Source organism: Pseudomonadota bacterium (assembly GCA_039815145.1).
Lineage (GTDB): Bacteria > Pseudomonadota > Gammaproteobacteria > Steroidobacterales > JBCBZW01 > JBCBZW01.
In genome coordinates this window covers 12,377-32,539 of sequence record JBCBZW010000052.1, presented here as the reverse complement: position 1 = coordinate 32,539, position 20,163 = coordinate 12,377, and the positions used below count along the sequence as shown (strand labels likewise).

Below are 20,163 nucleotides of genomic sequence, written 5' to 3'. Positions count from 1 at the left end.
GAACGCCTGCGCGGCACCACCGAACTCCGCCGCCAGCACCGTCGTCATCGCCGCCGTCAGCGTCGTCTTACCATGGTCAACGTGACCGATAGTTCCCACGTTCACGTGCGGCTTCGTACGTTCAAACTTCTCTTTCGACACCTGCCAAACTCCCTTGCGGAATAGAGTCCGATGACTATTCTTAAGTGGCAGCCGCTGGGCGACCGCCGTGACAAATATGGAGCCCACGCCCGGATTTGAACCGGGGACCTCTTCCTTACCAAGGAAGTGCTCTACCCCTGAGCTACGTGGGCGCTAAACCGTGGCCGATCGCGCCTACCTGGGCACCCAGCGCGCAGCGGGGCTGTGTTGGAGCGGGTGATGGGAATCGAACCCACATCATCAGCTTGGAAGGCTGAGGTTCTACCATTGAACTACACCCGCCAGGCCGCACCGCACCAAAACACCAGAGAAATCAAGGCTCCCCAGCCAGCCGACGATCCAACCGCGGCGGCTCGAGATGGTGGAGGGGGTAGGATTCGAACCTACGTAGGCATAGCCAGCAGATTTACAGTCTGCCCTCGTTGACCGCTTGAGTACCCCTCCGGATCACGGAGCCGGGCATTTTCCGGCGCGATCTTGCGGAAGTCAACAGCTCCGTCGAACTAAAGAGGCGCTGCGCTCTCAAGGGCCTACGGTAGGTGCCGATGGGCCCGATAGACCCAGGAAAGTGACGCCAAGACGCGAGCGTTTGACACACCGCAGCTTACAACCAATAAAATACGCCGGGGCCGATTTCGGCCTCATGACCTTCGCGAAAAATATAGGGGATTCGAAAACATGCGCATTCAGCTGACGGGTGCCGCGCGCGCCCTCGCCGTTGTTGCTGCCGCTGCCACCCTGACCGGCTGTACTGCTCTTGAGGAAAAGGTGGACCGCGCTCTGCAGCTGGCAGAACAGGCTTCTTCCGACGCCAGCAGTGCTCTGTCGACGGCTAACTCGGCCGCATCCGCGGCTAGCAGCGCCCAGAGCACGGCCGATCAGGCCTTGAGCGCCGCCAACGCAGCCCAACGTGCAGCCGACCGGGCCAACGCCTGCTGCAACGCCAATACGGACAAGATCGACCGCATGTTCGAGGAAGTGACGCGCAAGTAGTCCTTCCGAGCGACCGAAGTCGCGCAGGCTAAACGCCTGCGCGCGCTTCGGAAGCTTCACGCACGATTTCCGCCGCGCCCTCCACCGTCGGCGCCGCCGGCTCCTCCGGCTTCACCTCCAAAAACTCCACCGCTAGCGGCTCCGGCACTCCGAGGCCGCGCTCGTAGACCGCTTCCATCGACCCCCAGTCCACCTGCTTCAGCCGCTCATCCGTGCTAGAGACGAAGACCTCGATCAGCGCGGTCAGCCCGCGGTCGATGGTCTCGACGTCCTCCTCCAGAGGCGGATGCACCTCCAGGTACAGGGAATCGGCCACCCACCCCATCTTGAAGGGCTGGTTCACGATGCGCACTGTGGTGCCCACCCCTACGAGGCCGTAGAGCTCGGCGATGTCGGCCGGGAACATCCGGACGCAGCCGTGGGTCACGCGCATACCGACACCGGCGGGGCGATTGGTCCCGTGGATCAGGTAGCCGGGGATGCCTAGGCGAAGCGCGTGATTGCCGAGGGGGTTGTCCGGTCCAGGCGGCACGGTCCTCGGCAGGGGACGGCCATCGGCCGCATGCTCGTCGCGAATCGACTGCGGCGGATACCAGGTGGGGTTGCGCTGCTTGGCGGTGACCTTGGTGCGCCCGTAAGGCGTGGACCAGTCCTGTCGCCCAACGCTCACGGGGAAGGTCATGACCTGCCGGCCTGCCCCCTCTGCAGCAGGCGGAAAGTAGTAGAGGCGCATCTCAGGCACATTGAGAACGATCCCCGTGCGCGGCGCATCCGGCAGCACGAACTGCGAGGGCACTAGTACTTCTGTCCCCTCTCCGGGAAGCCAGGGATCCACCTCGGGGTTCGCCAACACTAGCTCCCGATAGCCGACATCGTAAGTACGCGCGATGCTGACGAAGGTATCCTCGTGCGCAGCCGTGTGTTTGATCGGTGTTCCGATAACGCTATCGCCCTCGTTGGCGAGCTCGAACACCGCTGCTTTGGTGACCTTCGGCAGGGCGCAGAGCAAGCAACCCAATCCTAAGAGGAGTCCGAGTGGCCGTAACAAATCCCGTGAGCTGGCTGACTGGCTATGCATCGCGTCTCAAGTTTCCAAAACTGCTGGCGGTGACCGCCGCCCTGTTCATCATCGACGTGTTGGTGCCGGACGTAGTTCCCTTCGCCGACGAGCTGCTACTCGGGTTGGTAACGGCGGTCCTCGCGTCCCTGCGCGAACGAGCGCATAAAAAGGAGCCTGAGCAGGACGACTCAACGACGACGGCTCAATAGGCGTCAGCGGCCGGCAGGCGCGGAAGAGCCGCCCCCGAGCTCTCGCACCAGAGCGCTCAACAGCTCGCCACACTCGTGATCGAGTTTGACCACTCCATCGTCGTCTGCCCGGGTCCGCCCCTGAGTGAGTATCAGCACGGGCTTTCGTGCGGCGAGGGCCTCGCGCACGAATCGATAGCCGGACAATACCATCAGCGATGACCCCACCACGAGCAGCCCCCCGGCGTTCGCCAGGCGCTCCCGTGCCGTGGCCAGGCGCTCGGCCGGGACGTTCTCACCGAAAAATACGACATCCGGCTTGAGGATGCCGCCGCAACGTTCACAGTCGATGTAGCGAAAGCGGGCGACCGCCTCGTCGCTCACGTCCCGATCACCATCCGGGCGGTGCGTCGCACCGTCGCGGACAACCGAGTCCGACCAGGTGCCGTTCAGCGCCTCGAGGTGCGTCTGCAAGGTAGCTCTATGCATTTCGATCCCGCAGTCGAGGCAGCGGACCCGGTCGAGCCGACCGTGCAAATCGACCACCTCCTCAGCACCAGCACGCGAATGGAGGCGATCGACGTTTTGAGTGACCAGTGGGACGACCCGCCCTCGCTCCGCCAACCAGGCGAGTGCTTGATGGGCAGGCGTGGGGCGCGCTGCGTGAAAGCGTGGCCAGCCGGTGAAGCTGCGAGCCCAGTAGCGCCGGCGCGACGCCTCCGAGCGGCGGAACTGGGCGAACTGGATCGGCTGAGGGTGGGCCCACTCCCCCCGTCGGTCGCGGTAGGCGGGAATACCCGCTTGGGTGCTACACCCCGCCCCCGTGAGAACCATGGGGGGTGAGTGGGCGTTTTCCAGTAGATCACGCAAGACGCCCAGGGCGGCGTCGGCGGACAAGGTTGCGTTCATGGGCGGGAGGTTAACTCGACACGAGGGCAAGTCCCACGACCTCGGGCGCGCCCCGGCGGCGGCGGCGACAACCAGCGATCTGCAGATCGCGAACTGTGCGCTGGTTCATGCGTGGGGCGGGGAGGACGCGTAAGGTAACTCCCATGATGCGACGGCGCTGATACGAACCTGGCAGCCGGCATCAGCGACCCCCCTGCCGGGCGGCGAGTGCCCCCTCAGCGTGAAAGCTCCCCACGTCATCTCGTCGACCGGCAACCTACAAAAGAAAAGCGGCAGCCGAACAACGACTGCCGCTTTTCCGTAGACGCCTCGCGCGCGGCAACCCCGTATCCCCCCCGGTCGCTGGCGCGAGTGTGTCTCTCTCTGGACTGCGCTGAGCGCTACCCAACGAGATGACGCGACCAACGGTACGAACTGCGTCCCAGCGATGCAAGCCAATTAAGTAATTCTTGCGCTGCCGACGAGCAACCTCAATTTTGTGCACCGCGCCTACCGCTGCCCACCCCCTGCAATGCTCAAGAAGCGAGTGGCGCTGCCGATACCCATATTGATTAATCACCCTTCTGACACGGGGACACCATGCAGCTGGAGCAGCAGAGCATCGACGGTCAAATCGTCGTCACCCTCAAGGAAACCCGCCTGGACGCGGCGATCGCCGATCAGTTCAAGTCCGAAATGATGGAGCTAGTTCAGTCCGGCCAACGACAGCTGGTGCTCGACCTGGCAGCCGTGGACTTTATAGACAGTAGCGGCTTGGGCGCCGTGGTCTCCATCCTCAAGAGCGTCGGGAAGGACGGTTCCCTCAAGCTATGTCGCTTGCAGGACAGTGTGATGTCCATCTTCAAGCTCACGCGCATGACGCAGGTGTTCTCGATTCACACCTCTCCCGAAGCGGCACTGGCGGCCTAGGCCCGGCCACAGTCGATCGATCATGCGTAGCGTAGCCTTCACCATCCCGAGCGACTTCTCACACGTCGCGTTGGTCACCCGATGCGTCATTACACTCGCCAGCCACATTACCGGCGAGGAAAGCGGCTCCTTTGAGACGGCTGTCGGCGAAGCCCTCAACAACGTCATCGAGCACAGTTACGGTGCCGGGACAGACGAGCCGATCCACGTCGAACTCGCCTTTGACGGAGACACGCTGGAGCTGGCCATCGAGGACGGCGGCGACGGCATGGACCCCACGCTGTTCGAACAGGTGCCTGACGGCTTCCCGGAGCCGCCCGTCGACCCCACCCAACTGCCCGAGGGTGGCTTCGGTCTGACCCTGATCAAAATGGCCTGCGATGAGCTCACTTACGACCGCCAGCCGGGCTGCAATCGGCTGACCATGATCCGCCATCGCCGCATCCCCCAAGCCAGCGCCGCGGAAGCCTGAAGCACCCGGGTGGCGCGCTGGCGCAGCGCCGCATCGAATGGTACTGTCAATTGTAACTGACAGTCGATTTCATGAGGTGTGTCCATGGGCGCAGACGGTGCGTACGGGGGCTCCCCCGCTAAGCCGCATGCGGTAGTCATCGGGTCCGGCTTTGGTGGCCTCGCCGCTGCCGTGCGCCTCGGCGCTCGAGGCATGCGTGTCACGGTGTTGGAACGCCTGGACAGTCCGGGCGGAAGAGCGCGCGTATTCCGCCAGGATGGCTTCTCCTTCGACGCCGGCCCGACCATCATCACCGCCCCCTACCTGCTCGAAGAGCTGTGGTCACTGTGCGGCCGTAAGCTGAGTGACGACGTCACCCTGCGCTCGCTCGACCCGTTCTATCGCATCCGCTTTGACGACGGCACCAGCTTTTCCTACAGCGCAGATCTCGAGCTCCTGCGTCGCGAAGTGGCCAAGTTCGAACCCGCCGACGTCGAGGCACTCAACGGCTTTCTGGCCGAGAGCGAGCGCATCTTCGACGTCGCCTTCACGCAACTCGTCGATCAACCCTTCACCGAATTCGGCACGATGGTTCGCGCCGTGCCGGACATGCTGCGACTCGGTGGCTTTCGCAGTGTTTACGGCAAGGTGGCGCAGTTCTTCCGCAACGAAAAGCTGCGCACGGTGTTCAGCTTCCACCCGCTGCTGATCGGCGGAAACCCGTTCAACACCACCGCGTACTTCTGCCTCATCTCTCACCTGGAGAGAGCGCATGGCGTGCACTACGCCGTGGGCGGAACGAACCAACTCATCAGCGGCCTGGCGGGCCTGATCGAGCGGCACGGGAACACGGTTCGCTGCGGTGCCGAGGTCTCCCGGATCAACGTGGAGCAAGGCCGCGCGACGGGCGTCACGCTGGCATCCGGCGAGAAGATCCACGCGGACATCGTGGTCTCCAACGCGGACGCTGCCTACACCTACGATAACCTGCTGGGACGCGAACCGCGCAGGCGCTGGTCTCGGCGTCGCCTGGCAAGCGCAGCCTACTCGATGGGTTTGTTCGTCTGGTACTTCGGCACCGATCGTACCTACGACGACGTTGATCACCACACCATTGTCCTCGGTCCACGTTACCGCGAGTTGCTCGACGATATCTTCCAGCGCAAGCACCTGGCCGAGGATTTCAGCCTCTACCTCCATCGCCCCACGGCAAGTGATCGCAGCCTGGCCCCCGAGGGGTGCGATGCGTTCTACGTGCTGTCGCCAGTACCGCACCTTGGCAGCGGAACGGATTGGGCGGAGCGTGGCGAAGAGTATCGTCAGGCCATTGCGCAGCGCCTCGAGAGCACGCTGCTCCCCGGCTTGACCTCGCATCTGGTCAGCTCCAAGGTGATGACACCGCAGCACTTCAACGACGATCTACTCTCGCGCAACGGAGCTGCATTCTCGCTGCAGCCACAGCTCTTCCAGAGTGCATGGTTCCGGCCTCACAACGTGTCCGAGGAGGTCAGCGGCCTCTACCTGGTGGGGGCGGGGACCCACCCCGGCGCGGGGGTGCCCGGCGTCATCGCGTCCGCGAAGGTGCTGGAGAAGGTACTTGATGCTGCGCCACCGCCGGCCCTTGCGGCACGCCCCGAGATGTTCGGCCACGGCGCCGCGAGCACCTCAACGGCGTAGGCGCTTGCCCAACAGTATCGTTCAGCGCCCGCGCAGGCTGGTGCGCGGCTTCGCTTGAGCTGCAGGTCCTTTAGCGAAGGTGATCGCTGCGCTACTCCTGCGCTTACCTTGCTGATCACTCAGCAGGCGCGCTGCGGCCATCCGGCCGGACAAGGTCGCCATGGGCACACCGGCACCGGGGTGTGCTGACCCACCCGCGAGGTAAAGCCCCGGCACATCCAGGCGCGCAGTCGGTCGCTCGAAGATAGCGAACGGACCATGATTGGCCCGCCCGTAGAGGGCACCGCCATTGCCCGGAAAGCACTCGGCGAAATCGCTCGGCGTCGTACGCTGCCCATGAGAGAAACTCTCCTGCGGCAACGACAGCCCGCACGCCTCCAGCATACCGATCGTGCGCGCCTGCAATTCCTCGACGCTCGGCGCACCGGCAGCAGGCCACCCGCGATCGCCGTCGGCGGGCGCATTGATCAGGAGCAGCATCGGCTCGTCACCCTGCGGCGCAGGTCCATCTACCTTCGCCGAGCGCCCCTGAGCGCAGAGGTAGACGGTGGGCGCCTGCGTCACCGTTCTGGCCTCGAATATCTCTCTGAATTCTTTAGGGTAATCGTCGCTGAAGAACACGTTGTGGTGCTGTAAGGGGAAGCCCTCGGGCTGCGCTGCCAAACACCAGGTCACTGCCGAGAGAGACCGCTGGGCACGCGCCGTAGGCACCGCCGCCCGCACCACGTCTTTCCCAAGCAGACCGCCTGCCAGAGCGGCGCTGTCGCCATTGAAAACGACGGCGTCGGCGCTCAAGGTCTCGCCGTCCTGCAGACGCACCCCACGCACCTGCCCACCGGAGACCAGAATCTCCTCCACATGAGCGCCGAAGCGAAACTGCGCGCCTCGCCGCTCCCCCAGGAACTGCATCTGCCTTGCCAGCTCACGCATTCCCCCCTTGACCAGCCACACGCCGGATTGCTCGACGTGGGCGATCAGCATCAGCGTGGCTGGGGCCTTCAGGGGAGATGCCCCCACGTAGGTGGAATAGCGAGCGAAAAGCTGGCGCAAGCGAGGGTCGCGAAAATGCTCACCCAAGGTATTCCATAGGGACACCATCGGTTGGGTACGGGCGAGTGATGGCACCCCGGTGATCCCGACACGCGAGACCAACTCGAGGGTCGAGCGGGGTCGCTCCGTGCGAATGAAGGGTCGCTCAAGCGTGGCGTAGACCTGAGCGCTGCGCTCGACAAATCGACGATACGCGGCTGCCTCCCGGGGCCCGGCGAAATCGTCGATGGCTGAGATGGAAGCCTCCGTGTCAGCGAACAGATCCAATCGGCCGCCAGCGGTCCACGCGTGGCGCGCCAGCACCTCGGCCGCTTCCAGGCTCACCGCATCGTCAAAGGACTCCCCCGCGTCCGCGAAAAGACCGTCGAACACCCAGTGCATGGTGAACACGGTGGGCCCCGCATCGATATCGAAAGCTCCCGCGCGCAGGGTGCGCATCTTGCCGCCAGGCGCCTTCGCACGTTCCAGTACGGTCACTTCGAGACCGGCGTTCGCCAGATCGCAGGCAGCCGCGAGCCCCCCGACGCCGGCGCCGACGACGATCGCCCGCCCTCTACCACTCATGTGGCGAGGGGCACGTCAGGCGCAGAGGCTGACTGGCGAACTGGCCGGCGCTGGGCCCGTCCACGACGGTGCGAGACGATCACGCGACGCCAGTGGAACAGGATCAGACCGAGGCCGATCACCAGCGGTATCGACCAGAACAACGGATTGAGCGCCAACTCCGGCATGAGACGAACGGCGCCGAAGGCGAAGAAGGCCGTGTAGACGGAAATGCCGGCGCCGACGAGCGCCTTGATGTGTTCGAGCAGCCAGTCGATGGCACTTGGCCGCGGCTTGTAGAGGAACCAGAGGTTCGTCGCGACCGTCGCGAACCCGATCGTGGAGATACCCAGCATCAGGGGTTGGCGCAGCAACCACCCCTGCCAGGCGCAGTTCACCGCAGCCACCAGCAGCACGCCTTGCAGGGTCAGGTTGATCGGGCCGCGATTGGCGTCGCGCTGCTTGCGGTTGAGGATGCACAGCCATCCGTACCACGCCAGGTTGATCGTAAGGATCGCCAGGTAGAGCATCATCCAACCGAAGATGCCTCGAATCAGCTCCGCGGACTCGTGCACGTGCGGATGGGTGGTCACGGGGTCGAGGATCGTGCAGATACTCATGCAGATGGCGAAGGTGCCCGTGATCAGCATGCTGAGGGTGAAGACCCGGCCGGTCTGTCGGTGGGCGGCGGCGCCCTTGCGGGTGAGGATCGGGCCCCAGAATCCGAGCAACCCGACCGATCCGGTCAGGATGTGGGCCACGACGAAGTAGTGGAACGGCACTACGAAGGGATCAAACCACACCATTGCTAGCGTCCTGTCTGATTAGCACGGAGCGTCAATTTAACTAGACACTTTTACCGTCAGAAGTCTGCTACGCTTGGTCGCCGTACGCAAATCCAGTCGCATTGCGACGCTCATCTGCACTGAATTCGCCGCCTCTTGTACGTTCCACCTCGCCCTCGCCCCCTGCCCGCCCTTGCCGCCCTGGTCCGTACCGCCATGCGCGGAGAGGGTGATCTGCTGAGCCTGCTGCCGGACAAGGCCTACCAGTTCGACGTCGGCTACCTCGGTTACTCCCGTCGCTCGATCCTGCTGGTCAACCGTCCGGAGCTCGTGAAGGGGGTGATGACCGACCCGGCGGACATCTATCCGAAGAACGACCTCATGGTGGGTGCGCTCGAGCCGCTCGTCGGCGACTCGATCTTCGTCTCTAGCGGCGATCGCTGGCGCTGTCAGCGGGCGATGGTGGACCCGGCCTTCTCGCACATCCGCATCACGCGCGCCTTCGCCTCGATGACCGCCGCCGTCGACGCCTACGAAGAGCGCCTGGCTCAGCAGGCGGCATCCGGCGAGCCCATCTCGCTCGATCTGACGATGAGTCATCTCACGGCCGACATCATCTGTCGCACGGTGTTCTCCACGTCGCTGGAGTCGAATATCGCGCGGGAGGTGTTCGACGCCTTCACCGTCTTCGAGCGCAGTGTGGCCCACGTCGAGCTCAAGGCGCTGATCTTCGATCCGCCGTTTCGCACCTACGAGCAGTCACCCACCGTGTTGGAGGCATGCGAGAAGATTCGGCGTCACCTGGGGCACCTGGTCGACAGTCATCTCAACGCGCCGGAGGAGAAGTACAACGACATCGCCTCCGCCTGCGTGGCCGCGCGCGGGCCCGACGGCGGCCCGGGCCTCTCGCGCAAGGAGCTCATCGATCAGTTGGGGGTGTTCTTCCTCGCGGGCCACGAGACCACGGCGAGCGTGCTCACGTGGGTGTTCTTCATCCTATCGATGCAGCCGCAGGTGGTTGCGCGCATGCGTGAGGAAGTGGCACGGGTGGTCGGCGATGGCGAGCTTGCCTTTGATCAGGTGAGGCAGCTGCCTTTCGTGCGCGCCGTCTTCCGCGAGACGCTTCGCCTCTACCCCCCAATCACCTTCATCCCAAGGGTCGCTGCTGAGCCTACGAAGATTGGTCGGTTCCGCTTGCGCAAGGGCGCGATGATCATGATCGCCCCCTGGACCATGCATCGCCATCAGCGCATGTGGAAGCACCCGGAAGCCTTCGATCCGGATCGCTTCATGCCCGAACGCGAACACGAGATTCCGAGCGGGGCGTACCTACCGTTCGGCACCGGCCCCCGGGTGTGCGTCGGCGCGGGCTTCGCCGCCACGGAGAGCACCCTGATCCTCGCGCGCCTCGTGCGCCGCTTCGACTTCCACACCATCGATGCGCACCGAGTAAGACCCGCCGCCCGCCTGACCACGCGCCCCACAGAGCAGGTCTACTGCACGATCAGCGATCGTCTCGCCTAGGTGAAGAACACCTACTCGCCCCAGGCAATATCGAAGGTCGCCGCCTCGCCGAAGGTCCAGCCCTTCAGGATCGTACGCCACAAGATGTCCACGCTGGCGAAAGGCTGCAGGAGTAGCGGCAGCGGATCATTCGCCTGCCAGGTCACGTCGCGAAGGCCGAACAGAAGCTTTAGCCGACCAGGCGAACGCTCGCCGCGCAGGAATGACGATTGCACTTCGGTCAGGGCGGGGTAGAACTGTTGCAAACGGGTTTCCGGTCGCAGACGACCGGAGCCTGCCGCCGCATCACCCAGCATGACATCTGCCAGGCCCAACGGATCGAGGAAGTGGATACCGCTGGTCGCACGCGGATTGCACTCCATAGGCAGCGGTCGTCCAGCCTCATCCAGCCGGAAATCGAAAGAGAGAAAGCCCTCATGCCCGGCGGCCTTAGCGAAGGTCCGTACCCAATCCTCAAGGCCCGGGGGCGACTCCACCAGTCGCTCGAAGCTGACGGCGACCGTGCCGGACATGATCAAGCCACGGTAGACGACGTTGGCGACTAGTTCCCCGTTGCGCACTACCCCGAAGGTGCTCAGCTCCTCACCCGGCAGATACTCCTGGAAGATCCTGGGCACCGAGTCTGGGCCGTGCACCGGCGGCTCAGTTCCCTGAGGATGATCGACCAGCCCCTTTCCTGCTGAGGAGTAGCGAGGCTTCGAGATGCATCTGGTGGCGGCCAGCAAAGCCTCAGCTCCAGCGTGGTCGCTCGCATCGCATGTGCGCGGAACGGGCAAGCCAGCGGCCTGCGCAACGCGGATGAACTCGAGCTTGTCGTGTAACGAGAGCAGCGTTGGCTGAGGCGGACAGAAAAGGCGCGTGGAAGCGGGCAGGCGAGCATGCAGTCCCCCGACGTGCATCGTCTCGTCCGAGACAGGCACGACCAGATCGACCCCCTCGCGCTCGATCAGCGAGATCAACGCCTGATGGTAGGCCTGCTCATCGTCGTTTGGCGCGGGAACCCGCACGCAACGCTCGACGCTGCGCGACAGCCGCGTGAGGTGCCAGGCGAACGGCTCCGCCACGATCACCTCGCAGCCCACCGCGGCGAGCGCCCGCGCGATGTCGAGCGCCTTCGGCAGCCGTCCGAGAGTGAGCAGGACCTTCACCGACTTGCCTAGCGACTGTGTATCAGCTGGTCATCCCGCCATCGATGACGATGGTCTGGCCGGTCACGTAGGCGCCCGCTTCCGAGGCTAGGAACACACAGACACCGCCGATTTCATCAGGTGTGCCGGTCCGCTTGAGCATCGTGGCCTTCACGTAGCGCTCGTTCATTCGCGGATCTTCCCACAGCGCTCGCGAGAACTCCGTAGGCACGAGACCGGGGGCGATAGCGTTCGCGGTAATGCCGGCGGACCCGAACTCACGGGCTAGACTACGGGCGAGCTGGATCACGGCAGCTTTGGAAACCGAGTAGGCGCCGAGGCCCAGTTGGCCCACCAGGGCGGTGTTGGACGCATTGAGGATGATGCGCCCCCACCCCGCTTCCTTCATCTTGGGCACGACTAATTTGGCCAACTTCAGATTCGCGGTGACATTGACGTCGAAGATCTTCTGAACGGCCTCATCAGGCACATCGAGCAGAGATCCAAAGTGCGGATTGGCGCCGGCATTGCCCACGGCGATGTCGATTTGCCCCAGTCGCTCCTCGGTTTGCGCAACGAGGCGATCGAGTTCGCCGGGATGCGCTACGTTGCAGGGAATTCCGACGACCGCACTGTCGCCTGCAATCTCTGCGATCTCCGCAGCGGTGGCTTCGCAGCTACTCGCGTCGCGAGAGGAGATCGCCACACGTGCGCCCGCCAATGCGAGCTGGCGGGCGATCGACTTGCCAATGCCTCGGGTGGAGCCGGTTACCAGCGCGGTGCGGCCAGATAGGTCGAAGATACCGGTCATCGCGTCCTCTTCTCATCGATGATGATCGCAACCTGGCCCCAGGCCGCGATCTTGGAGACGCTAATTGTAGCGCGCCCGAGGCTCAGGCCAGATCAGCAACCCGATGGGAAGCCCCGAATCGATCGCGCAGAAGCCATTCACCGTCATCTGTACGCGTCGCGTAGGTCGGCCCAACGGGGACTTTCCCGCCACCTCCGGGGAGATCTAGAACATAGGTGGGCTGACAAAGGCCCGACACGCGGCCGCGCAACGACTCCATCAACTGCTGCCCCCGCGCGATGCCTACACGAAAGTGACCGGTGCCCTGCGCCAGATCGCCGTGGTGGAGGTAGTACGGTTTGATCCGATTCTCCACCATCGCTCGCATGAGCGCCTCCAGGGTGGCCTCATCGTCATTGATACCGCGTAGAAGCACCGTCTGTCCGAGGAGCGGGAGCCCCGCATCAGCCAATCGTCGGCAGGCGTCACGCGCTTGGCCGGTGAACTCATCGGGGTGGTTGGCATGAACGGCGACGAAGACGGCCCGATCGGTGCGTAGGGCATGAAGGAGGGCGGTATTCACACGCCCCGGAGCGACCACGGGGATCCGCGTGTGAACCCTGATCACCCGAACATGCTCGATCTGCGACAGGCGAGCGATCAGACTCTCCAGCCTCCGCGGCGCCAGGAGCAAGGGGTCGCCGCCGGACAGAACGATCTCCCAGAGTGTGGGCGTCTGACGGATGTAGTCTAGGCAGTCGTCGAGACGTTCAGCCTGCAGCAGCGCTTCCGGCTGCTGCCCCCCGACCGTTTCGCGGCGGAAGCAGAACCGGCAGTACACGGCGCAGACTTGCAGCGGCATCAACAGGGCGCGGTCCGGGTATCGGTGGACCACGCCTGCAACGGGACTATGGTGCCGATCGCCGATCGGATCCTGCAACTCGGCCGGGGTGATACGTAGCTCAGCCGCCTGAGGAACGAACTGGCGCGAGATCGGGGACGACGTTTGCGCCAACGCCGTCACCTCTTCGGTGAGCCCAATCGAGAAACGAGACGCTACCGCCTCCAACGCGTCACGATCCTCCGCTGTGGCCAGGCCCGCATCGATCAGCCCTTGGACGTCTCGGATCACGTCAGGTCCTGTCCTGTCGCGAGCAGCTGATTCCGTGCGCACGCTCCGCCCCGGCTAGCGCGCGGAGCAAATCAACGCGCGGCGGTAATGACGTCAATAGGGTGCGTGGGTGCCTTGGCGCCCTGCGGATTAAGCCCGCGCATCCCCTCGATGAGTTCGGCCAAGGCAGCTTGACGGCTCTCCGGCGCCGGGTGCGTGCTCAGGAATTCAGGCGGGCGTTCCCCGCCCCCGATGCTCCCCATCTTCTGCCACAGGGTCAGTACGGCGTCGGGATCGTAGCCCGCCCGGACGGCGAGTTCCGCGCCGATCTGGTCAGCCTCGGACTCGGCGGTTCGACTGTTGGGCAAACTCAACCCCACCTGAGCGGCCATAGCGGCGGTGCTCAGCTGCTGCTGGTTCGCGCCGACCACAACGCCTCCGACTTGGAGGACCAGGTCTGTTGCCATCGCCCGAGACATCTGCTCCGCGGTGTGGTTCGCGATCGCGTGTGCCGCCTCATGACCCATGATGTGGGCGAGCTCGTCGTCCGTGAGCTTCAACTGCTCCAACAACCCGGTGTAGACGGCCATACGGCCACCCGCCATGCACCATGCGTTCACCGTCTTCGGATCGTCGATCACCGCTACGCTCCAATCCCACTGCGCAGTGGCTGGAAACTGCTCTGTCGCCACGTGGACCACGCGCCCGGTAACCTCGCGCACACGCGCCGCCACGTCGCGATCCCGCGACAGCTGATCCTTCTGGGCGAATCCGCCGACCGTCGAAAGGTAGGCTTGCTGGGAGGCCGCGATCGCGGTCTGCGGCGACACCAGCATCAGCTGTGTACGACCGGTGGGGCTCGTCGTACATGCCACGACAACGAGCGCCAGCACGGGCACAATCCAAAGCGCCTTGATTTGACTCGGGAACCGTAGCTGCATCTCAGGAACCTCCGTGTAATCCGCCGCCTATGATAACGCCAGCTCGCACCGGACAGACGAGCATGGGCTTACAGGTCACAACACGGCACATTCGCCCCTGCCCATCGAGGTAGAGAACCTCAGGCGTGCGGGCATCGAAAGAACCCGGCCGACCCGCAACGCCTAAGCGCCTGCCTCCTCCGCAGATCCGCTGTCCCCCACTGGACCGATGCGTAACAGGCGCTGATCATCCCCGGCCACGGCCTGGCCGCTGGCGAAGGCGAACGGGCTGGTGCCCTGCGAAGGCGCCAGGAGAAACGTGCCGTACTGAAAGTAAATCGGCGACAAGGCGTCCTTGCGCTGGCTGTAGATCTGTGACCAAGACTGTCCGTCCGCGCTCGCCCATATCGTCGCCTCGCGCGAGTGGTTGACCTCGCTAGGCTCCACCACCGTGGAGAGCAACACGCTATCGCCAGCGCTCGCACTGTAGAACACGGTGCCCGGCACAGCCGCTAGCGGCTCCAAGCGCCCGGACGCCGGATCCAGCCACTGGATGTAGTTCTGACTGTCTTCGGAGTCCATCGGCACCACGAGACCATCGTGGCGTGGAATCACAGTGACGGCTCGACATTGCTGGCTGCCGGACGCGACGAGTTCCAGCTGCGCCAGCTCAGGGTCTGCGAAGTAGATTCTGCTCTCGCTATCACTGTCGCCGGTGAGCACCCAGCACCCTTGGCGAAACGGATCGTAGTGCACCCCGTGCACGTGTCGGATGGTCGCTGACGGAAAGGTGTGCACGACCTCCCAGGACCGGCCACCGTCCGAAGATCCGTAGATGTGCACCTCGCGCCGATCCGGGTTGCCCCAGTACTCGCCGAAAAAGAGGTGCCCGCCGGGCGTCGCGCACAAGCTCAGCGGTCGACTGCCATTGCGGAACCCGCAACGGAGCACGAAATCGCGTGCCCCCGGTTCCAGGTGCACGATGCCGTTCTTGACGACCGCCACGGCTTCCCCGGAATCCAGCACGCGCAAGGAATGGAAACCCGCCCGCAGCAGGCGCGTGCTCAGGCGAAACGACGCCGCCGCCGCATAGGGCAAACCGGGGTTGAAACGCGCCACCATCTCGAAGCTGTCGCCATCGTCGTCGGATCGGTAAAGGGAGTACCCGCGCGACGCCCACAACCGATTCCTGGCATCGAGCAGCAGGGGTCGATAACGCCCGAGTCGGGCTACGTGTGCTGTGACCATAGCCTCAACCGACAATAGACAGTGGAAAGCAGGTTGGCCGCCAGTGCCTGCAGCGAGATGGACGCACGCGCGATTGGGTCCAGATCGCCCGCCAGCGATGATGTCTCATACCCGACATCACGCATGAGACGGCGAGAGATTCGCTCCACGAGGACGATCTGCGAGGGCGCGAGGCCAGTGCGCCATTTTCCCGTATTGGCGGCGAGAATAGGCCCGAGCGTCTCCTTCTTCCACGCTAGCTCGTCTTTGGCCACGAGCGCACCGCCCCCCTCGCTGGGGTGGAGCATGGCGGGCTCGAGACTCAACGACAGGAATCGGCACAGCTTCGACATCTCTTCGTCGGGCGAGTCAATCAGCCGCTCGTAGGCAAGCTCGTAGAAGTTCTCGCCGAACAGGGCCTCGCCCGTGCGGCGAACAAGCTCCCACTGCACACGACCAGCGAACGCGTAAGCAAACGCCGTGCGGCCCTTCGCCCAGTCGGCCCGGCTCTTCGAGAGGAACACATCGCGTGGGTCGCGGTAGATGTGCACGACCTTGGCGCTTGGGAACGCGGCCTTCAGGGAGGGTAGATACTCGATCAAGCGCGGGTCCTTATCCCCCAGATACACGGCGCCTTGTGTCGGTGGGCCGAAGCGGTAAGCAGCACGCCTGAAAAAGCCAGCGCCCCTACCACCTTCCGGGCTCGCCAGCATCTCTTGCACTTGCTCTGCGGAAAAGCCCAAGCGCTTGAACGCTACGTCGTCGGCGAGCGTCTTCGCGAACGCGGGTAGATCACCGGCGCCCACGCCTTTGTCGAACGCCCGCGAGAAGGCGTAGCGTCGCAGAAAGCTGCTCTCCGGGAGGAAGCTGATGGCGCTGTGCCCCGCCAGCATGTTCTGCAGCAAAGACGTACCGGAGCGCCCGATGCCGACGACGAACAGGAACTCAGGCTGCACTCAGCGCGCCCCGTCGACCACAGGCGAAATCACCGATGGCGTTGCCGGCGGCGGTCTCCCCAAGCTGTTCCTTCGATTTCGTTGCGCAAAGAAGGTCGTGATGGCTAGCAATAGCAACAGATAGGTGGCGCTACCGAACATGAATCCGCTGAAACCCGTGATGGCTGAAGTGGCGAATTTGAAGCAAAACCACGTGAAGAGAAACATCGTCAGCACGTTGCGTGGCCAGTGCAGGAGGACAAGGGTGAGCAATAGTATCTCCAATCCGACGACCACCGCGGCCATCACGATGCCGGGGTAACCGAACACTCCATACGCATCGCCGATGAAGAACGTCACGGCCACACCCACACCTGCACTCTCGAGGTCACGATACCCCGTGACCAGCCGCATGGCCTGCCGCGCGGGGGCCTCCTCGCCGCGGTAGGACCAACGCTCTGCCTTGCTGCCGGCAAGGTAGGTCGGCTGAAGAGTGCCCAGGGAGGCTCGCTTCTTCTCGTATATCTCGAAGAAGAACGGCAGGGCCGCCCACTGCCCGTACAACACGCGCGAAGCGAGGGTCTGCGTCAAGGTTCGATCCTTGGCCCAGCTGCCCAAGCCCGCCTCAGCGACGATGAACAGCGGCAAGACCGCCAGTATGAAGACGGCGCCGAACTTGGCTAGCGTCGCCACGCGGATCGGGCGCATGCACGAGAAGAAGATGAGCGTAATCACCACCACTTTCGCGATCGGCGACTTCGCCAACGTGAAGCTCCCGACGAGCAACAGATTCAGCACCGTGATCAGGAGCTTGAGTCGCTTGTTTCGCTTCAGAAAGAAAGCCGCGAGCACCAAGCTGAGAGAACACAGAAAGAGCAGATTTGCGTTCAGCAACACCTGACTGATGTTCTCTCGAGCCTCCGTGCGCAAAAACAAGTAGCGAACGGGGTCCGCCAGAAGTTGCAGCAACGGAACGGTGTAGCCGTTGGAGCGCCACGCCAGCCCGGTCAACAGCAGGGAGACCGCGATCGTGCCGCCCCAGACCAGATGGTAGGTCTGCTGCGAGAAATGCTGAACGGGTTTGGCCAGAAACGCGCGCTGATTTCGGTGCGCACCTAACCCCACGGATACGCCGATGACGATGACGACGGCGATGCACGTCCACATATAAGCGCGCATCACGTACTTGTCGTCAACGCGAGCGGTCAGGTAGAAGAACAGGCCGTCGCGATCGAGCAGATAGGCCACCGGTACGCCGGCGACAGCGAGCACGAACACGCAAGCCCAGACGAAGCTGAGAGGTCTCATCGGATGGCGTTCGCGGCTCGCGGGAAGCGGCCAACGCTAGGACCCGGCAGCCTGCCTGGCGAGACGACCACGGGGCGTTGCGAGGAGCCAGCCGCCTCGACGGACGATCCGGGGCGACGGGAAGGCACCGCCGTAGCCGCGCTTGATGTCGAGCCGGCGCCCGGCGCCAGCGATGAGGGAGTCTCCATCGCGCAATGCTCTCATAGCAGCGCCGACAGGAAAACGCACCGCAAACGCTGAGAACTATCGCCTACCTGCTGGGCAATCCACTTCACCGATACATGAGGGATTTGAGCAAGATGCGGCCCTCAACCAAACCGTGTCGACCATATTGGTGAATGCGGTAGCCTTGTGGCAGCATAGCGGCCCGTTTGCCGTGGACCCACAGCGTCAACATTTTGTATGGAATCACAAGCGCCGACCCCGACCGCGGCAAGTGAGGATCTTGGACTCATAGATCTGGTCGCTCTCCTCAAGCGCTTGTGGCTGCCCTGCATGATCGGCGGCGCTGTCCTAGGCGCATGTACCCTCGGGCTCTCCTACTTCCTGCAGCCTACGTACGATATCCGCGTAGTGCTCGAGTACGCTGGCGACCCGATCAAGGCCGACCGCGTGCCGTCGGGCGGGGGTGCCCTCGGTGGACTCACCGCGCTCGCCGGCATTTCGCTCGGCTCCTCAGGAGACCCCAAGGAAATCGCCCTGGCCAGGCTACGTTCGTGGGAGTTCGCTAAGGAATTCATCGCGGAGAACGAGCTGTCACCAATCCTGAACGCCGAGCAGTGGGATGAGGGTCGGCAAGACTGGAAGGACCCGTCCAACCCACCGAATGAGTGGCTCACAGCGAAGCGTTTTCGACGCGATGTGCTGTACGTGTCCGATGACATCCGCACGGGCCTGGTCACCGTCAACATCACTTGGACCGACCCCGAGATCGCCTCGCAGTGGGCGACGAAGATCGTCTCCATGATCAATGCCCGCTTGCGCGAAACCTCCGTACTGGAGACCGAGCGAGCCATCGCACACCTGACGCAGCAGCTCAACCTGGCGCAAAACGTCGAACTACAAAGGACTATTGCCGGACTGCTCGAGGGGCAAATCGAGACGATGATGTTCGCCGACATCCGGGATGAGTTCGCCTTTCGGACCATCGATCCGCCACAGGTCCCGCCACGAAGTGAGTACGATTTCCCGAGCCATGGCCTGTTCGCCGTGCTTGGAGCGTTCTTCGGTGCGGCGCTGGCCGCAGCATGGGTGGTCTTCTTCAGGGGCGGAGCGAAGCGGCTTGCGAGCTGACCATCTCGCACCGCGCCTCAACGCACCGCGATGAAGACCGTGAAGAGCCCCACCTTGAGCGCCCCCGAACTGTGCGATTCCTGATCTTCACGAGAACCAGCTGGGCGGAGCCCCCGCGCCTACGCAAGCAAGTGGCACAAATGCTGCTGGCGCATGGACACGAGGTGCATTTCTTTCAGAAACGGCGCTTCGGGCGACGGGCGCAAAGCGAGCAGCCATCCGAGTCGCTCACCCTTCACTCGGGTGGTCACCTACTGCATCACCAGCTCAAGATCGTTCCGTTACTCAATCGCATCGACGCCGCTTTCCTCACGTCCATGATCAAGCGTCAGGTCAGCGTCAATGACGATGATGTCATCCTGAGCTTCTGCTACGACTTCTTCTTTCTGCGCGAGAAGTTCCCTAACAACGCGATTGTCCACGTCGTAAACGACGACTACATCTCCGCCGCCATCGCGCCACACAAACGATCGGCACGACGGCTGCTACACCAGTCGGCCACCGGCGCTGATTACAATCTTGTCGTGTCGTACCTGATCGAACGTCAGATCCGCGAAGCGACGGACAAGGTATCGCTGTTCTTCCCCTGGGCCCGACATCGCTACGAGACGCCCACGCCGGGGCTGCCGAGACCGGATGTGCTGTATTGGGGCTACATCAACGAGCGCATCGATGAAAGCGTCGTCCAGGGCATCATGGACGCCGGCACTACGATCCACTTCGTGGGTTCGATCACCGAGTCGGAGATGACCAAGCGCGTGCTATCTCACGCCAACGCTAGGGTCTATGAACCGACGCCCTTGGAGGCACTGGAGGAGGTCAGATCGCGCTGTTGCTGCGCCCTCATCCCCTACGATCTGACCAATCCCTACAACCCGGCGGTCACTATCAGCAACCGGGGCTTCGAATTGCTCAGCTTCGGCTTTCCACTCGTGTTCAGCAACTTGCCCAACGTCCTCGAAGCGCCGCCAGGGCTCATCTACCGCTATGCGGACACTGCCGACTGCTTGAGCAAGATCGACTCGATTCGACAGAGCTTCGATCGCGCCCAGCCGGCGATCGCCGAATTCCTGGTGGATCACACCGTTGATCGGCGCTACGAGCAGCTGATGCAAACGGTCAACGCCGCGCGAGAGGCGCGAGGTGCAAGCTCGGTCAGCCCCTGACGCAGGCCGCCCCCTGAGGCGAGTCACTCGCATTGGAGGGGCAAGACACGTGCAGC

At 63.7% G+C, this 20,163-nt stretch carries 19 protein-coding genes and 3 tRNA genes; 8 read left to right on the top strand and 14 right to left on the bottom strand.

Annotated elements, in window-relative coordinates; translation table 11 throughout:
• Nucleotides 1-218: 218 nt before the first annotated feature.
• The 3 genes from AAF184_14110 to AAF184_14100 form a co-directional block, all read right to left on the bottom strand.
• Nucleotides 219-293: transfer RNA gene (locus AAF184_14110), tRNA-Thr, on the bottom strand.
• 56 nt (nt 294-349) lie between these two features.
• A tRNA-Gly gene (locus tag AAF184_14105) sits at nt 350-423 on the bottom strand.
• A gap of 77 nt (nt 424-500) precedes the next feature.
• Nucleotides 501-585, bottom strand: a tRNA-Tyr gene (locus AAF184_14100).
• Nucleotides 586-819: 234 nt separating this feature from the next.
• Between AAF184_14100 and AAF184_14095 the strand changes: the two genes are divergently transcribed.
• Nucleotides 820-1,134 (top strand): alanine-zipper protein, encoded by a 315-nt coding sequence (locus tag AAF184_14095; protein MEO0423466.1) that lies wholly within the window; start codon nt 820-822, stop codon nt 1,132-1,134.
• Nucleotides 1,135-1,162: 28 nt separating this feature from the next.
• Here AAF184_14095 and AAF184_14090 read toward each other — a convergent pair whose 3' ends face one another.
• A complete protein-coding gene (locus AAF184_14090; GenBank protein ID MEO0423465.1) occupies nt 1,163-2,143 on the bottom strand; it encodes a L,D-transpeptidase family protein in 981 nt (326 codons plus the stop codon).
• A 26-nt stretch (nt 2,144-2,169) separates the two neighbouring features.
• Between AAF184_14090 and AAF184_14085 the strand changes: the two genes are divergently transcribed.
• A complete protein-coding gene (locus tag AAF184_14085) occupies nt 2,170-2,403 on the top strand; it encodes a DUF6116 family protein (protein MEO0423464.1) in 234 nt (77 codons plus the stop codon).
• Nucleotides 2,404-2,406: 3 nt separating this feature from the next.
• On the opposite strand, the gene AAF184_14080 is transcribed toward AAF184_14085, so the two are convergent.
• A complete protein-coding gene (locus AAF184_14080; protein MEO0423463.1) occupies nt 2,407-3,291 on the bottom strand; it encodes an NAD-dependent protein deacetylase in 885 nt (294 codons plus the stop codon).
• A gap of 579 nt (nt 3,292-3,870) precedes the next feature.
• Between AAF184_14080 and AAF184_14075 the strand changes: the two genes are divergently transcribed.
• The 3 genes from AAF184_14075 (at nt 3,871) to crtI (ending at nt 6,328) form a co-directional block, all read left to right on the top strand.
• The gene (locus tag AAF184_14075) at nt 3,871-4,200 is read left to right on the top strand and encodes an STAS domain-containing protein (GenBank protein MEO0423462.1); all 330 of its coding nucleotides are present in this window, start codon (nt 3,871-3,873) and stop codon (nt 4,198-4,200) included.
• 22 nt (nt 4,201-4,222) lie between these two features.
• Nucleotides 4,223-4,672: an ATP-binding protein gene (locus AAF184_14070; protein MEO0423461.1), complete on the top strand. Its 450-nt coding sequence runs from the start codon at nt 4,223-4,225 to the stop codon at nt 4,670-4,672.
• Nucleotides 4,673-4,756: 84 nt separating this feature from the next.
• A complete protein-coding gene (gene crtI, locus AAF184_14065) occupies nt 4,757-6,328 on the top strand; it encodes a phytoene desaturase family protein (GenBank protein MEO0423460.1) in 1,572 nt (523 codons plus the stop codon).
• Nucleotides 6,329-6,349: 21 nt separating this feature from the next.
• On the opposite strand, the gene crtD is transcribed toward crtI, so the two are convergent.
• Both crtD and AAF184_14055 read right to left on the bottom strand, forming a co-directional pair.
• Nucleotides 6,350-7,942 (bottom strand): 1-hydroxycarotenoid 3,4-desaturase CrtD, encoded by a 1,593-nt coding sequence (crtD, locus tag AAF184_14060; GenBank protein ID MEO0423459.1) that lies wholly within the window; start codon nt 7,940-7,942, stop codon nt 6,350-6,352.
• Nucleotides 7,939-8,727, bottom strand: coding sequence for a hypothetical protein (locus tag AAF184_14055; GenBank protein ID MEO0423458.1), 789 nt, complete (start codon nt 8,725-8,727; stop codon nt 7,939-7,941). The genes crtD and AAF184_14055 overlap by 4 nt, the downstream gene beginning before the upstream one ends.
• Before the next feature lie 135 nt (nt 8,728-8,862).
• Here AAF184_14055 and AAF184_14050 point away from each other — a divergent pair, with 135 nt between their 5' ends.
• Nucleotides 8,863-10,230 carry a cytochrome P450 gene (locus tag AAF184_14050; protein MEO0423457.1) on the top strand — a complete coding sequence of 456 codons (1,368 nt, stop codon included), beginning with the start codon at nt 8,863-8,865 and terminating at the stop codon, nt 10,228-10,230.
• Between the two features lie 11 nt (nt 10,231-10,241).
• Here the strand turns inward: AAF184_14050 and AAF184_14045 are convergent, their stop codons facing one another.
• The 7 genes from AAF184_14045 to AAF184_14015 all read right to left on the bottom strand — a co-directional run bounded on the left by AAF184_14045 (nt 10,242) and on the right by AAF184_14015 (nt 17,588).
• The gene (locus tag AAF184_14045; GenBank protein MEO0423456.1) at nt 10,242-11,378 is read right to left on the bottom strand and encodes an ATP-grasp domain-containing protein; all 1,137 of its coding nucleotides are present in this window, start codon (nt 11,376-11,378) and stop codon (nt 10,242-10,244) included.
• Nucleotides 11,379-11,400: 22 nt separating this feature from the next.
• On the bottom strand, nt 11,401-12,168 hold the full coding sequence (locus AAF184_14040; protein MEO0423455.1) for a glucose 1-dehydrogenase: 768 nt from the start codon (nt 12,166-12,168) through the stop codon (nt 11,401-11,403).
• 82 nt (nt 12,169-12,250) lie between these two features.
• Complete coding sequence (locus AAF184_14035; protein MEO0423454.1) at nt 12,251-13,276, bottom strand: lysine-2,3-aminomutase-like protein; 1,026 nt, start codon at nt 13,274-13,276, stop codon at nt 12,251-12,253.
• A 74-nt stretch (nt 13,277-13,350) separates the two neighbouring features.
• A complete protein-coding gene (locus AAF184_14030; GenBank protein ID MEO0423453.1) occupies nt 13,351-14,199 on the bottom strand; it encodes a M48 family metallopeptidase in 849 nt (282 codons plus the stop codon).
• A 162-nt stretch (nt 14,200-14,361) separates the two neighbouring features.
• Nucleotides 14,362-15,360, bottom strand: coding sequence for a hypothetical protein (locus AAF184_14025; GenBank protein ID MEO0423452.1), 999 nt, complete (start codon nt 15,358-15,360; stop codon nt 14,362-14,364).
• Between the two features lie 47 nt (nt 15,361-15,407).
• Nucleotides 15,408-16,361 (bottom strand): sulfotransferase, encoded by a 954-nt coding sequence (locus tag AAF184_14020; GenBank protein ID MEO0423451.1) that lies wholly within the window; start codon nt 16,359-16,361, stop codon nt 15,408-15,410.
• The gene (locus tag AAF184_14015) at nt 16,362-17,588 is read right to left on the bottom strand and encodes a hypothetical protein (GenBank protein ID MEO0423450.1); all 1,227 of its coding nucleotides are present in this window, start codon (nt 17,586-17,588) and stop codon (nt 16,362-16,364) included. It abuts the gene before it with no gap.
• 462 nt (nt 17,589-18,050) lie between these two features.
• Here AAF184_14015 and AAF184_14010 point away from each other — a divergent pair, with 462 nt between their 5' ends.
• Together AAF184_14010 and AAF184_14005 are read left to right on the top strand one after the other, a co-directional pair.
• Nucleotides 18,051-18,941, top strand: coding sequence for a hypothetical protein (locus AAF184_14010; GenBank protein MEO0423449.1), 891 nt, complete (start codon nt 18,051-18,053; stop codon nt 18,939-18,941).
• 140 nt (nt 18,942-19,081) lie between these two features.
• On the top strand, nt 19,082-20,107 hold the full coding sequence (locus AAF184_14005; GenBank protein MEO0423448.1) for a hypothetical protein: 1,026 nt from the start codon (nt 19,082-19,084) through the stop codon (nt 20,105-20,107).
• The last annotated feature ends 56 nt before the right edge of the window (nt 20,108-20,163 follow it).

Coding starts and splice junctions, on each gene's coding strand:
- AAF184_14095 (MEO0423466.1), top strand. CDS start 820: ATGCGCATTCAGCTGACGGGTGCCGCGCGCGCCCTCGCCGTTGTTGCT.
- AAF184_14080 (MEO0423463.1), bottom strand. CDS start 3,291: ATGAACGCAACCTTGTCCGCCGACGCCGCCCTGGGCGTCTTGCGTGAT.
- AAF184_14075 (MEO0423462.1), top strand. CDS start 3,871: ATGCAGCTGGAGCAGCAGAGCATCGACGGTCAAATCGTCGTCACCCTC.
- AAF184_14070 (MEO0423461.1), top strand. CDS start 4,223: ATGCGTAGCGTAGCCTTCACCATCCCGAGCGACTTCTCACACGTCGCG.
- crtI (MEO0423460.1), top strand. CDS start 4,757: ATGGGCGCAGACGGTGCGTACGGGGGCTCCCCCGCTAAGCCGCATGCG.
- crtD (MEO0423459.1), bottom strand. CDS start 7,942: ATGAGTGGTAGAGGGCGGGCGATCGTCGTCGGCGCCGGCGTCGGGGGG.
- AAF184_14055 (MEO0423458.1), bottom strand. CDS start 8,727: ATGGTGTGGTTTGATCCCTTCGTAGTGCCGTTCCACTACTTCGTCGTG.
- AAF184_14040 (MEO0423455.1), bottom strand. CDS start 12,168: ATGACCGGTATCTTCGACCTATCTGGCCGCACCGCGCTGGTAACCGGC.
- AAF184_14030 (MEO0423453.1), bottom strand. CDS start 14,199: ATGCAGCTACGGTTCCCGAGTCAAATCAAGGCGCTTTGGATTGTGCCC.
- AAF184_14010 (MEO0423449.1), top strand. CDS start 18,051: ATGGAATCACAAGCGCCGACCCCGACCGCGGCAAGTGAGGATCTTGGA.
- AAF184_14005 (MEO0423448.1), top strand. CDS start 19,082: ATGCTGCTGGCGCATGGACACGAGGTGCATTTCTTTCAGAAACGGCGC.